Annotated in this window: 9 protein-coding genes; 6 read left to right on the forward strand and 3 right to left on the reverse strand. The window is 34.0% G+C overall.

The window, feature by feature from the left end; all coding sequences use genetic code 11:
- The first annotated feature begins 1 nt into the window (after position 1).
- Together UMM65_RS06495 and UMM65_RS06500 are read left to right on the forward strand one after the other, a co-directional pair.
- Positions 2–493, forward strand: a complete 492-nt coding sequence (locus UMM65_RS06495; protein ID WP_321975681.1) for a TRAP transporter small permease — start codon at positions 2–4, stop codon at positions 491–493.
- A 2-nt stretch (positions 494–495) separates the two neighbouring features.
- Positions 496–1800, forward strand: a complete 1305-nt coding sequence (locus UMM65_RS06500) for a TRAP transporter large permease (RefSeq protein ID WP_321975682.1) — start codon at positions 496–498, stop codon at positions 1798–1800.
- A gap of 208 nt (positions 1801–2008) precedes the next feature.
- Here UMM65_RS06500 and xylA read toward each other — a convergent pair whose 3' ends face one another.
- The 3 genes from xylA to UMM65_RS06515 all read right to left on the reverse strand — a co-directional run bounded on the left by xylA (position 2009) and on the right by UMM65_RS06515 (position 5779).
- Positions 2009–3334: a xylose isomerase gene (gene xylA, locus UMM65_RS06505; protein WP_321975683.1), complete on the reverse strand. Its 1326-nt coding sequence runs from the start codon at positions 3332–3334 to the stop codon at positions 2009–2011.
- 12 nt (positions 3335–3346) lie between these two features.
- Positions 3347–4831 (reverse strand): xylulokinase, encoded by a 1485-nt coding sequence (locus UMM65_RS06510; RefSeq protein ID WP_321975684.1) that lies wholly within the window; start codon positions 4829–4831, stop codon positions 3347–3349.
- A gap of 231 nt (positions 4832–5062) precedes the next feature.
- Positions 5063–5779: a ribonuclease activity regulator RraA gene (locus tag UMM65_RS06515; protein ID WP_321975685.1), complete on the reverse strand. Its 717-nt coding sequence runs from the start codon at positions 5777–5779 to the stop codon at positions 5063–5065.
- A 139-nt stretch (positions 5780–5918) separates the two neighbouring features.
- On the opposite strand from UMM65_RS06515, the gene UMM65_RS06520 reads away from it, so the two are divergent.
- The 4 genes from UMM65_RS06520 (at position 5919) to UMM65_RS06535 (ending at position 14148) form a co-directional block, all read left to right on the forward strand.
- Positions 5919–8234 carry a chondroitinase-B domain-containing protein gene (locus tag UMM65_RS06520; protein ID WP_321975686.1) on the forward strand — a complete coding sequence of 772 codons (2316 nt, stop codon included), beginning with the start codon at positions 5919–5921 and terminating at the stop codon, positions 8232–8234.
- A 13-nt stretch (positions 8235–8247) separates the two neighbouring features.
- A complete protein-coding gene (locus UMM65_RS06525) occupies positions 8248–10518 on the forward strand; it encodes an alginate lyase family protein (protein WP_321975687.1) in 2271 nt (756 codons plus the stop codon).
- A gap of 24 nt (positions 10519–10542) precedes the next feature.
- Positions 10543–10920 carry a cupin domain-containing protein gene (locus UMM65_RS06530; RefSeq protein WP_321975688.1) on the forward strand — a complete coding sequence of 126 codons (378 nt, stop codon included), beginning with the start codon at positions 10543–10545 and terminating at the stop codon, positions 10918–10920.
- Positions 10921–11091: 171 nt separating this feature from the next.
- Positions 11092–14148, forward strand: coding sequence for a SusC/RagA family TonB-linked outer membrane protein (locus UMM65_RS06535; protein WP_321975689.1), 3057 nt, complete (start codon positions 11092–11094; stop codon positions 14146–14148).
- Positions 14149–14160 lie beyond the last annotated feature (12 nt).

Raw genomic sequence — 14160 nt, forward strand, 5'->3', positions numbered from 1 at the left:
TATGAAAACATCCGAACTCGTTTTTAATAAGGTCAATAAAATACTGGAATGGTTTCTAATTATAATTTTTGCACTGTTAGTGCTGGACGTATTATTTCAGGTATTTTCCAGGTATATTATAGGGGAATCTTTTTCCTGGACGGAAGAATTCGCTCGCTTTTCACTGATTTGGATGACCGTTTTAGGAGCAGCTTATCTCAATGCAAAAAGAGAGCATCTTTCCATGGATTTTTTATATGAAAAACTCTCTATGGCCAATAAAAGAAAAGCATCCATTCTCATAGAGCTATTTATATTTCTTTTTGCACTCATTGTTATGGTTATCGGAGGATCCAACTTAGTTTATACCACCTTACACTTAGAGCAACTTTCTGGTACTTTAAGAATCCCGTTGGGTTATGTTTATGCCATTATGCCTTTTAGCGGATTGCTTATTATGTGCTTTTCCATCTATCATATTTCAACAATATATTCTAACGAAACCAGTAATTAATTATGAGCATAGAAGTTATAAGTATTATTGTTTTATTTGTTAGTTTCTTTGTGCTATTATTATTAAAAGTACCTGTTGCATATAGTATCGGTATTTCAACCACGCTGAGTTTATTGTTGAATATTGATAATTTGCCAGGTTTAACAACCATTGCACAACGAATGACTACGGGAATTGACAGTTTTGCTCTATTGGCCATTCCGTTTTTTATATTGGCGGGGGAAATTATGAATCGTGGTGGTATTGCCAACAGACTCATAAATTTTGCAAAATCTCTGGTGGCGAGCCTTCCTGGTGGGTTGGCGTATGTAAACGTATTGGCTTCAATGCTTTTTGGAGCAATTTCAGGTTCAGCTCTTGCAGCAGCATCCGCAATTGGTTCAATTATGACTGATAGAATGGAAGATGAAGGCTACCCAAGAACTTTAAGTGCATCCGTAAATATAACCTCATCAACTACAGGATTGTTAATTCCACCAAGTAATATTCTAATTGTATATGCTTTGGCAAGTGGTGGAACAGCCTCGGTGGCAGCCCTTTTTATTGCGGGTTATTTACCAGGAATTTTATTGGGTTTTGCCATTATGGGATATGTCGCCTTTATTGCGATAAGCAAAAATTTTAAAAGAGGACAGCGGGCTACTTTTTTAGAAGTTTGGACTTTTTTCAGAAAAGCTTTTTTCAGTTTGTTACTCCTTGTCATTGTAGTTGGAGGAATTGTTGCGGGCGTTTTCACAGCTACGGAAGCATCCGTAATTGCAGTATTATACGCCGCAATATTGGCTTTGATTTACGGGGACATGAAAATGAGGGATTTCCCCAACATATTATTGGCTAGTGCAAAAACAACTGCCGTGGTTATGTTTTTAATTTGTACCTCTATGTCAATGTCATGGTTATTTTCCTTTGAGGGTATTCCTGAAATGATCAGTTCTTTTCTGTTAGAATCGTTAAACAGTAAAATTGCTATCTTTTTAGCAATCAATATTATTTTACTAATTATTGGCACCTTTATGGATATGACACCTGCCGTTTTGATATTTACCCCAATTTTTCTTCCAGTAGTAACCGCTTTAGGGATGGATCAGGTACATTTTGGTATCGTAATCGTATTAAATCTGTGTATTGGTGTTTGTACACCGCCGGTAGGTACGCTGCTCTTTGTGGGCAGTGGCGTTGCAAAAGTTTCGGTTACACAGGTAATAAGACCTTTGCTACCGTTTTTAGCAATTATGGTAGCTGTGTTGATGTTGATTACTTACATCGAAGAAATATCAATGTTTTTGCCAAGATTGTTTGGTTTATGAATTTAACACCTAACATGTTTGCTTGTGCAGAATATCCGAAATGCTCTGGACCAAATACTTTTCCATTATCACCTACAAGATTTTTTAAGTTTAAATGTAAACTAGTCGTTAAACCAAATAATGATTTGTTTTTGGAAGTAACACTTTCTTGATTGGATTTTGATTGTAACCTGAACAATACTAACCTTTGTATGTTGATTATTTTAGATTAAATATATTGATTAATAATGTTTTCAAAAAGTTCTTGTTTACCGCTTTTTAACGATAGTTCGCCATTTTCTTGGGCAATCTTATATAAATCTTGAAGGTTAAGTTTGCCTTGCTCAAAATCTTTCCCTTTTCCAGTATCAAAAGAACTATATCTCTCTTTTCTTAATTTCTCATAAGGTGAAGATGTAATAATTTTATCGGCAATTAATAATGCCCTGGCAAAAGTATCTGCACCGCCAATATGAGCATGGAAAACATCTTCCAAATCCGTTGAATTCCTTCTGATTTTTGCGTCAAAATTGATACCGCCACCTTGCAAGCCCCCAGCCTTTAAAAATACCAACATAGCCTCGGTTGTCTCTTGGATGTTGTTTGGAAATTGATCCGTATCCCAACCGTTTTGATAATCGCCCCTGTTGGCATCTAAGCTGCCCAACATTCCCGCTTTTGCCGCTACCTCCATTTCATGTTGGAAAGTATGTTGGGCCAGTGTAGCGTGGTTTACCTCTATATTAATTTTAAAATCTTTATCCAATCCATATTCTTTTAAAAAACCAATAGCTGTTGCTGTATCAAAGTCGTATTGGTGTTTCATGGGTTCCATAGGTTTCGGTTCAATAAAAAAGTTTCCTTTAAAACCTTGACTACGTGCGTAATCTCTAGCCATAGATAAAAACTGCCCCATATGATCTAATTCACGACCCATATCGGTATTTAATAAAGACATATAACCTTCTCTACCTCCCCAAAATACATAGTTTTCACCGCCTAATTTTATTGTGGCATCCAACGCTAATTTAATTTGCCCTCCTGCTCTTGCAACCACATCAAAATCAGGATTAGTAGCTGCACCGTTCATATAACGTGGATTTGAAAAACAATTAGCGGTTCCCCAAAGTAATTTAATACCAGATTTTGTCTGTTTTTCTTTAATATAATCTGTAATTGTATTTAATCTTTCTTCAGACTCAGCAAACGTTGCTCCTTCTTGAATCAGATCATAATCGTGAAAACAGAAATAATCGAATCCCATTTTAGAGATAAATTCAAATGCGGCGTCAGCTTTGTCCTTTGCAGCTTGAACTGGGTCAGAAGATTTGTCCCATTCAAAATTTTGTGTACCAGGACCAAAAGGATCCCCTCCAGTACCACAGAAGGTGTGCCAATACGCAATGGCAAATTTAAAATGCTCACGCATGGTTTTGCCTGCCACCACTTTCTTGGGATTATAATATTTGAATGCCAATGGATTGTTTGATTCTTTTCCTTCAAACTTAATTTCACCTATCCCTTTATAATACTCTTTGTTTCCTACTATTGCCATTATTGTAATTTTTTAGCTATGATTTATTATAATTTCTAGTTCTTTTTTCCAATTATGATAAGCTTTTTCATAAACCTTTTTATCCTTAAGTGGTTTAACGGTCATTACATAATCATTTTCCATTATAATTTTACCGAAATTTTCAAAACTCCCATTATGTAATTCGCATGCCCTAGCGGCACCAATAGCACCTGTTGTGCTGTAAATTTCTATATCTTGTTCTATAAGTGTTGCCACGGTGTTCGCAAAAATCTCAGAGCGGAATAAATTATCATTACCTACACGCATCACTTTGATTACAACCCCATCCGATTTTAGTATTTCCATACCATAAACAAAAGAAAAAGCGATACCTTCTAGGGCAGCCCGGCATAAGTGTGCTTTATTATGGTTGTTTAGGTTTAAGTTGATAATTCTTGTACCTATATTCCTGTTATTTAACATTCGCTCTGCTCCATTACCAAAGGGTAAAATGCAAACCCCATCAGAACCAACTGGAATTTCAGTTGCCAAACTGTTCATTTCTACATAAGAACTAACAGAGAGATTATTAAAGAGCCAACGGTATTGAATTCCCGCTCCGTTTATATTTAAAAGTTTACCCAAAACGGGGTTCTTTTTGTTGTAAGTAACATGGGCAAAATTATTGACCCGAGTACTTTCTTTGCCTGATAAATTATCCGTTACTGCATAAACCACACCCGAAGTACCTCCGGTAGCAGCTACCTCACCTGGATTAAAAACATTTAACGATAAGGCATTGTTAGGTTGGTCTCCTGATCTGTAGTAGATTGGAGTGCCCACAGCGAGACCACTTTCCGCCTCTCCCTTTTTATCAATTACAGATTGTAGGCCAAAAGTATCAACAATATCAGGGACTAAAGATTTATCAATACCGTAATGTCCCAATAAAAAATCGGCAACTTTTTCGTTTTTAAAATCCCAAAAAATTCCTTCAGATAATCCTGAAATAGTGGAGTTGATTACATTGGAAAATCTAAAGGCGATATAATCTCCTGGTAACATGAATTTATAGATTTTTTCATAAATTTCAGGTTCATTATCTTTTACCCATTTTAGTTTAGATGCTGTAAAATTTGCAGGTGAGTTTAATAAATGTGAAGTGCATTTTTCTTCCCCTATTTTTTGAAAAGCATTATTTCCTATCTCAACGGCCCTGCTATCGCACCAAATAATGGATTTTCTAAGAGGCTTTCCCTCTCTGTCAACAACAACTAATCCGTGCATTTGGTAAGCAATACCTATTCCTTTAATATCTATTTTTGATATATTATGAAGTTTCTTTAACTTTTTAATGGCGTTGCAAACATGTTGCCACCAATCTTCGGGGCTTTGTTCTGCCCAACCATTTTTTAACGCCAACATGCTCATTTCTGTTTCTGGTTCTTGAACTACGCCAACGCTTTTTCCAGATTCTATTTTAACCAATGCAGCTTTAATAGAAGAGCTTCCAATGTCTAATCCTATATGGTACAATTTTTTGTTTTGATTTTCTTTTGTTAATTAAGTAGCTCGCCGTTACCTCTTTCTCTAAGTAAAAAAGAAAAGGTTTTTGCAATGTAAAATTATATATTAATCTGGATATTTTGGTCCAACTAAAATCTCAGTATTCAGTATAAAGATAATATAAATATTGCTAATGGTAGGCAAATTAGACCAATATTTAAATAAGAAATTAAGTTGATTATCTATTAGTTGTAAATGTATTTATAATTTTTCTTTTTTCCATTTTTCGAATTCAGCTAAAGTTTCTTTTCTCGTTGGTGGATACAATCCGATAATAGATTTACCCGCATTCACTTTTTCCAACACAAAATTTTCAAAAATGGTCATTTCAATGCATTCGTCAGCCACTTCATCAACAATTTCAGCAGGAATAACCATAACACCATCATCATCACCCACAAGTACGTCGCCAGGAAATATGGCAACATCCCCACAACCAATTGGGGCATTTATTTCTATAGCCTGATGAAGGGTTAAATTTGTAGGTGCAGAGGGTTGTTGATGATATGAAGGAATTTCTAATTCAGCAATTTCAGCCGAATCTCTATATCCGCCATCTGTAACAATTCCAGCAACACCGCGTTTCATTAATCTCGTAACCAAAATAGACCCGGCCGAAGCAGCTCTTGCATTTTTTCTACTATCCATAACTAGCACGGCACCTTCTGGACAGGTTTCTACAGCAACTCGTTGTGGATGTTCAGGATTTTTAAAAACAGATATGTCATTTAAATCTTCCCTTGCAGGAATATATCTTAATGTATATGCTTCGCCTACCATTGTTGGTTTTCCTTTTTTAAGAGGTTTTACATTCTGAATAAATTGGTTTTTTAATCCTTTTTTAAAAAGACAAGTAGCAATGGTTGCTGTGCTTATTTTTTGAAGTTTAGCTCTGCTTGTTGATGATAATTTTTTCATGAAAATAAATTTATTTTATAAAACCCATTGTTTATTGAACAAATATATGTAATTTTGGTAAACCAAACTGGTAAACCAATTTATAATTACATATTAATATCGCTTTTTATAAAAGAAATAGGAATGAATCTCTATTAAAATGAAGAAAAATATTATCTTTCTATCAGTCCTTATCTTACTGCTTGCATGTGGCAAAAAATCAATTCTGAATGAAATAAAAGTAACTACGCCGACTGAATTATCCAACGCAATCTCAAAAGTAAAACCTGGAGACAATATTGTTTTAGCCAATGGAATTTGGAAAGACGTCGAAATAAAATTTACAGGAAAAGGAACAAAAGAAAACCCTATAACAATTAAAGCAGAAACCGATGGTGAAGTTTTTATTGAAGGTGTTTCAAACTTAGCTTTTGGTGGCGAATATTTAGTGGTTAGCGGTTTGCATTTTAGAAATGGTTATTCACCTTCAGAAAATGTAATAGCTTTTCGGATAGATGAAGATAGATTAGCAAATAATTGTAAAGTTACCAATTGCGTAATTGAAGATTTTAACAAACCAAAAAGAGATGATGACGATTTATGGGTTCAATTTTATGGACGACACAACGAATTAAGTAACTGTTATATTGCTGGTAAAACTAACAGAGGACCAACCGTACGGGTAAATATAGAAGGTATTGAAAGTATAAATAACCACCATCAAATTATAAATAACCATTTTGGACCTAGACCTGTGAAAGGTGGGCCAAGTGGAGAAACTATTCAATTGGGTGATAGTTTCACTTCTATGTCTCCAAGTCACACCTTGGTTGCCAATAATTTATTTGAAGAGTGTAATGGCGAAGTTGAGGTTATTTCAAGTAAAACAAACTTTAATGAATTTAGAAATAATGTGTTCTATAAAAGCGAAGGTTCTTTGGTAACTCGTCATGGCAATTATTCAATTATTGATGGTAATTATTTTATTGGTGACGGTATCAACGAAAATATTGGTGGAATTAGAATAATCAATACTGGCCATTGGGTCACCAATAATTATTTCTATAATTTAAAAGGGAAAAGTTTTAGAAGTCCACTGGCTGTGATGAATGGTATTCCAAAATCACCGTTAAATCGTTACAATCAGGTAACAGATGTTGTAGTTGCATATAACACATATGTAAACTGTAGTTCTCCTTGGCAGTTTGGTGTAGGCACAAACATTGCTCAAGCAGATGTACTACCAGAATCTGAAATCCGCTCAGCAAGAGCAATCAGAACTACCGTTGCCAATAATATTGTCTACAATGAGAAAGGGTTAGATAACATTGTTGTGGAAAATGATAAAGCGGATGGGGTTATTTTCAAGAGTAACATAGTAGATAATCAAGGTGTAAATTTCAAGGATTTTGATGGAGGAATTATTTCTGCGTCATTAGAATTGAAGAAATTATCAGATAACATTTTAATTCCAACAGGACTTCCAAGTGATGTAGATGTTTATAACGGATTCGGTTTTGATACTATTGTTAAAGACTTATTTGGAAACTCAAGAAAAGACAGTAACGGTATTGGTGCCGTTGTAAGTGCAGATGTTACAAATCCCAAAATTTTAGATAAATCGAGATATGGCACTACTTGGTATTCTAACGAAGTTGAATCTAAAGATCCAACAACACATGCTGTAACTAAGGTAGAAGAATTACAAACTAAAATAAACGATGCCAATAATGGAGATATTATCGCTTTAGCAAAAGGTGTTTACAGTTTAGATAAATCTTTAGTTATCAATAAAACGGTAACTATCCAATCTCAAGGAGACGAAAAAGCACAACTTGTGTTTTTAGGAGCGTCTGAAACACCATTATTTTTTTTACAACCTAAAGGAAAGCTAACGGTTAATAATATCATATTAAAAGGAAACAACACAAATTATGCCTTTGCAAGTTTAAAGGAAAATATGTCTAACCATTTCGGATTAACAGTTACAAATTCTGAAATCAGCGATTTTAACTATGTGTTAAAGGTGTATAAAGAATCTTTTGCAGAACGTGTAACTTTTGAAAACACCTCCATTTCAAATTGTGAAAACGGAATAGAATTATCCGAAGAAACCAACGATAAAGGAGATTACAATTCTGAGTATTTAACAATAGATAATTGCAACTTCAACAACGTAAAACAAAATGTTATTGATTATTATCGAGGTGGCTATGATGAATCGACAATTGGAGGGAACTTGTTGGTAACCAACTCAACCTTTACAAATTGTGGTGGAACAGAAGAAAATGGTATTCTTTTGAACACAAGGGGCATTGTAAATGTTGATATTCGAAATAATACTTTCAAAAATAACCCCGTAAAGTTAATCGCATTGCTATGGGGAGCCAAAAATAATTCACATGCTAACAATCAAATTTCGAATTCTGGAGAAATTAAGGTCCAAGAGAATTTGGAGATGAAATTAATGTATTAGAATAAAACCTATTATGAGAATAATTAAAGTATATTTAAGCATATTGATTTTATCATTGTTCGTTTTATCATCTTGTAAAAAACAATCTATATCTGAAAAAGTTGATGAGACATCTGTAAATGATAACAATCATCCAAAACTAATCCTAACAAAACAAGGTGTAAAAAATATTCGATCAAATTTAGGAAGTATTCCGATTTTTGATGAATCTTTAGCAGCTACAAAAGCCGAAATTGATGCCGAAATTGCTTCAGGAATAGAAGTACCCATTCCCAAAGATTATTCAGGTGGCTACACCCATGTTAGACATAAACGTAATTGGGATGTGTTACAAAAAGCAGGAGTATTATATCAAATTTTAGATGATGAGAAGTATGCCAAATATGTAAAAGATATGTTGATGCAATATGAGGAAATGTATAAAAAATTACCATTGCATCCAAAAACAAGATCTTATGCAAGAGGGAAATTGTTTTGGCAATGTTTAAATGATTCCAATTGGTTAGTTTACGTTAGTCAGGCTTATGACTGTATTTATAATTATTTAACAGAAGAAGAACGTAATAAACTGGAAACAAATCTTTTTAGACCATTTGCAGATCATATTTCGGTGGATAGTCCACAGTTTTACCAAAGAGTTCATAATCACAGCACTTGGGGAAATGCGGCAGTTGGTATGATTGGTTTGGTAATGGGTGATGAAGAATTGATAGATCGTGCTTTATACGGAATTAAAGATTTAAAATTAGATACAACGGCAAAAGATGATGATGGAGGATTTTTAAATAAGGATGGTAAAGCTGGTTTTTTAGCAAATATTGAAGAACCTTTTTCACCCGATGGTTATTATAATGAAGGACCATATTACCAACGCTACGCAATGTATCCTTTTTTAATTTTTGCAGAAGGCTTGCACAACGTAAAACCAGAATTAAAGATTTTTGAATATAAGGATGGTGTGCTTCTAAAATCTATAAATGCATTATTGAACCTGTCTGATGCAGATGGTGATTTTTTTCCACTTAATGATGGTCAGAAAGGAATGTCATATTATAACAACGCGTTAGTAACCGCTGTTGATATTTCTTATCATTATGGTGAACAAGACCCTGGATTATTAAGTATTGCGAAAAAACAAGATCGTGTATTGCTTGATGATTCCGGTTTGGCCGTTGCCCTTGGTATTAAAAAAGGACTCACAAAACCATTCGATAAAAAATCAATTAATTTATCAGATGGACCAGATGGTAAACAGGGAGGTGTAGGTATTTTACGAAATGATGATCTAGAATTGGTTTTTAAATATGCTTCTCAAGGATCAAGTCATGGTCATTATGATAAGCTATCGTATTCACTATATGAAAATGGAGAAGAAGTCATTCAAGATTATGGTTTAGCACGATTTGTAAATATTGAGCAGAAAGGCGGTGGAAACTACCTAAAAGAGAATAAAACTTGGGCAAAACAAACCATTGCACACAATACCGTGACGCAAAATGAAACTTCCCATTTTAATGGAGAGTATGAAATTGGCAGTCAGCACCATTCCGTTTTACATTATTTTTCTTCAGAAAACAAAAATGTTCAAGTTGTAAGTGCTAAAGAGGATAATGCCTATCCTGGAACTGAGATGCTTCGTACTATGGCAGTTATAAAAGATAGTGATTTCGAAAAACCATATCTACTGGATATTATGAAGGTGACTTCCATTTCAGCTAACCAATACGATTTTCCTTTTTATTACTTCGGGCAAGTATTGCAGACCAATTTTGATTATAAAACTTCAGCAATTTTGAAACCACTAGGTGATAAGAATGGCTATCAACATTTGTATCTAGAAGCAAAAGCAAAAGCAAATAGCAATAATTCTAAATTCTCATGGTTTAACAATAACAAGTTCTATACATTAACAACCACTACTAATAATTATGATGAATTATTATTTACCAGAATTGGTGCTAATGACCCAGAATTTAACCTACGTCGAGATCCTGCTTTAATATTAAGACGTAAAAATGCCAAAAACACCTTATTTGTTTCAACTATTGAAGCACATGGAAGCTATAGCCCAGTTTCAGAATCTGCAGTAAATTCAAACAGTAATATAAAGGAGCTTAAAGTAATTTTAGATAGTGAATCTTACACTGCTATACAAATAACCAATATAAAAGGTAATTCAAAAATATTTATAACAGCCAATACAAATGCTTCAACAGAAACAAAGCATACTGTTAAAATTAACGATAAGAATTATGAGTGGTCAGGTTCTTATTATTTCAAATAAAACAAAATAATTAAAATTAAATAAATGAAACGATTTAGCGAAAAGTACATCATCACAAAAAACATAGAATGGGAAGAACTTGGTGGTGGAGTATCAAGGAAGTTCTTGGGTTATGATAACCAAATTATGATGGTTCAAGTAAAATTTGAGAAAGGGGCATTAGGTTCACCACATCAACACTTTCACACACAAGCTACCTATTGTGTTTCTGGTAAATTTGAATTTGAAATTGATGGCGTAAAGCAAATTGTAGAAGCAGGAGATGGAGTATATATCGAACCAAATTTATTGCATAGTGCAGTTTGTTTGGAAGAGGGGATGCTAATTGACACCTTTAGCCCTGTAAGAGAAGATTTTTTAAGTGGTGATGGGGTCTCCTATTTCGGAGATAAGGAGTCTTAAGAGACCAATCTACCAGCCTATTTTCAAAAATTTTATGAAATAATGACTTTTTTTTGTTAAAAAATTTGTCAGAACAAAATATTAGTCTATTTTTGGAAAACCAAACTGGTAAACCAATTTGGATAACCAATTTGGACAAGTAAGTCTAACTTAACATAATACAAATTAATTATGAAATTAAAATCAAATTTAGCGTTCGCTGTAATATTATTATTCAGTATTACATTGTTCGCTCAAGACAATTACACCTTAACAGGTACGGTTACTGATGCTAAAGATCAGTCGCCAATTCCAGGTGCATCAATACTTATTGAAGGGACCTCTACAGGTACTACCACAGATTTTGACGGTAATTATTCAATTGACGTTAAAAGTGGTGATGTGCTACAGTTTTCATTTGTAGGTTTTGTAGCTCAATCGTTTACAATAACCGATCAAAAAACTATTGACGTAGCATTAGTAGAAGATGCCGCAATCTTAGACGAAGTTGTTGTCGTAGGTTATGGTGCACGTAGAAAAAGTGATGTAACTGGTTCAGTATCCTCGGTAAAAACCGAAGAATTGACGGCATTTCCTGTTTTGGATGCAGCACAAGCACTTCAAGGACGTGCAGCTGGTGTTGATGTTCAATCTAACAACGGTGGTGAGCCTGGTGCACCTATCAGTATTAAAATTAGAGGTAACACCTCTATTAATGCAAGTAGTGACCCACTCATAGTTGTAGATGGTTTTGTTGGTGCTAGTATGCCTCAAGCTGGTGATATTGAATCAATGCAAATTTTAAAAGATGCGTCTGCAACTGCTATTTATGGTTCTCAAGGTGCTAACGGTGTGGTATTGGTAACAACCAAAAAAGGTAAAAGTGGTAAATTAAATATTGAATTAAATTCCACTTATTCTGTTCAAAATACGGCCAATAAATTAGATTTATTAAACGCAAGTGATTTTGCCGATTATCAGAATCAAATAAGAACTAATCAAGGTAACACTAATCCTTACGTTCAAGGTGCAGCAGATACAGATTGGCAAGACTTAATTTATAGAACTGGTAGCACACAAAACCATCAATTATCAGTTTCAGGAGGTTCTGAAAAGGTAAATTATTATGCCTCTGGTACATATTTTAAGCAAGATGGTCTATTGGTTAATTCTGATTATGAAAGAGTAACATTCTTATCGAACTTAGATGCACAAGTTACCGATAAATTGAAAGTTGGGCTTAATTTGACAGGAGGTTTAAGTACAAAAAGTGGTGTTACAACCCAATCAAACGGTTCTGTAACAGTAGGTGGTGACGATGTTGTGTCTTTAGCAATGCGTTTTGCTCCAGACAAAGGTATTTACAATGAAGACGGTTCTTTTACAACCAATGACCAAATTGGTGATGAAGTAGATAATCCGTTCGCTGTTGCAACTCAAAGAGATGATGATACTGAAATAGAAAATTTCAGAGCAAATTTTTATGCAAATTATGAAATTATAGAAGGTTTAACCTTTAAAACTACTTTCGGAATAAGCACTAGAAATCAATTTAGAGGAATCTACATGCCACGTACTCTACAAATAACAGCAGGTGGAATTGACGGTAGAGCGATTATTGATGAAGGTAAGAGTAAGAGTGTACTAAGTGAAAACTATTTAACTTATAATAAAGAAATAGGAAAAGGTAATTTAACTCTATTAGCTGGTGTTTCATATCAAAAAAACACTAACAAAGGATCATATAACGAAGGTACTGGCACAATTTCAGATTCATTTTCTTACTATGGTTTATGGACAGCCACAAACTTAATACAGCCTGGATCTGGTGATATATTTGTAACAGAAAAAGAAATTCAATCTCAATTCGGGAGGGTAAATTTTGATTATGACGATAAGTATTTAATTACTGCTACAGTTAGACGCGATGGTGCATCAAACTTTGCTGAAAATGAAAAATATGCTATTTTCCCATCAGGTGCATTAGGTTGGAAAATTTCTAACGAAGACTTTTTAAAGGATAGCGAAACTATTTCTAACTTAAAGTTAAGAGCAAGTTATGGTGTAACTGGTAACCCAGCAATTAGTCCTTACCAATCTTTAGCAAGTTTAGAAAATATATACGCTTCAAGTAACGGTTCAACAGTTCAAGCTATTACTCCAAACCAACCAGCCAATCCAGATTTAAAATGGGAATCGTCTTATCAAACAAATTTAGGTTTGGATTTAGGATTGTTAAACAATAAAATTACACTTTCTTTAGATTATTATAATATTGATACCAAAGACCTAATTATGGTTGACAGAGGGTTGCCATGGTATTTAGGTTTCTATAATGATGAAATACTGAAAAATGTTGGAGAGGTTAAGAATAGAGGTTTAGAAGTTTTTTTAAGCACAAGAAATATTTCAAACGAAAATTTCTCATGGAATACAGATTTGGTATTCTCTAAGAATAAAAATACAGTAACCTCTTTAATAAATGGTGATGATTATTTTGGAAATGGTGCTCCAAGTTATTTTAGCGTAAATAATACTTATATCTTAAGAGAAGGTGAAGAAGTAGGTCTTTTTTATGGATTTGATTATGCCGGAGTTTACCAAGGAGGTGCTTTACCAGCTGGTACTGCAACTAGATCAGGTGGTGTTGCTGGTGACCCATTATTTGCAGATTTAGATGACGACGGAGATATTACTAATGATGATAGAACAATTATTGGTAATCCTAACCCAGATTTCACTTGGGGTTTTACAAATAACTTTAAATATAAAGATTTTGACCTGAACATCTTTTTCCAAGGATCACAAGGTGGAGAAATTTTTAATATGACCAACGTACAGTTGAATAATGGTGATGCCAATACTACTTATGATTATTTTAATAACGCCTGGACAGCTACAAACACCAATACAAATCAACCACGTGTAGGTAATAATAGCTTTAGAGAAATTTCTTCTCGTTTTGTAGAAGATGGAAGCTATATAAGATTAAAGAATATAGCCTTAGGTTATAATTTTTCTTCAGATGTTATTAAAAATATCGGTATAGAAAAATTAAGATTATCGGTAAGTGCTCAAAACTTGTTGACTATTACTGATTACTCAGGTTTAGATCCAGAGGTAAATTACTTTGGTGCTCAAGGCGGCCAAAGTGGTAATAATACAGCCCGAAATACAACGAGAGGGTTTGATTTCGGAAATTACCCAACAGTGAAATCTGTAAGTTTCAGCCTTAATTTAACATTTTAATCGAAACTAAAG

It is taken from the genome of Aureibaculum koreense, assembly GCF_034296135.1.
Classification (GTDB): domain Bacteria; phylum Bacteroidota; class Bacteroidia; order Flavobacteriales; family Flavobacteriaceae; genus Aureibaculum.

Excerpts from the sequence above, each read along its gene's own strand:
- UMM65_RS06495 (WP_321975681.1), top strand. The coding sequence starts at position 2 with ATGAAAACATCCGAACTCGTTTTTAATAAGGTCAATAAAATACTGGAA.
- UMM65_RS06500 (WP_321975682.1), top strand. The coding sequence starts at position 496 with ATGAGCATAGAAGTTATAAGTATTATTGTTTTATTTGTTAGTTTCTTT.
- xylA (WP_321975683.1), bottom strand. The coding sequence starts at position 3,334 with ATGGCAATAGTAGGAAACAAAGAGTATTATAAAGGGATAGGTGAAATT.
- UMM65_RS06515 (WP_321975685.1), bottom strand. The coding sequence starts at position 5,779 with ATGAAAAAATTATCATCAACAAGCAGAGCTAAACTTCAAAAAATAAGC.
- UMM65_RS06520 (WP_321975686.1), top strand. The coding sequence starts at position 5,919 with ATGAAGAAAAATATTATCTTTCTATCAGTCCTTATCTTACTGCTTGCA.
- UMM65_RS06525 (WP_321975687.1), top strand. The coding sequence starts at position 8,248 with ATGAGAATAATTAAAGTATATTTAAGCATATTGATTTTATCATTGTTC.
- UMM65_RS06530 (WP_321975688.1), top strand. The coding sequence starts at position 10,543 with ATGAAACGATTTAGCGAAAAGTACATCATCACAAAAAACATAGAATGG.
- UMM65_RS06535 (WP_321975689.1), top strand. The coding sequence starts at position 11,092 with ATGAAATTAAAATCAAATTTAGCGTTCGCTGTAATATTATTATTCAGT.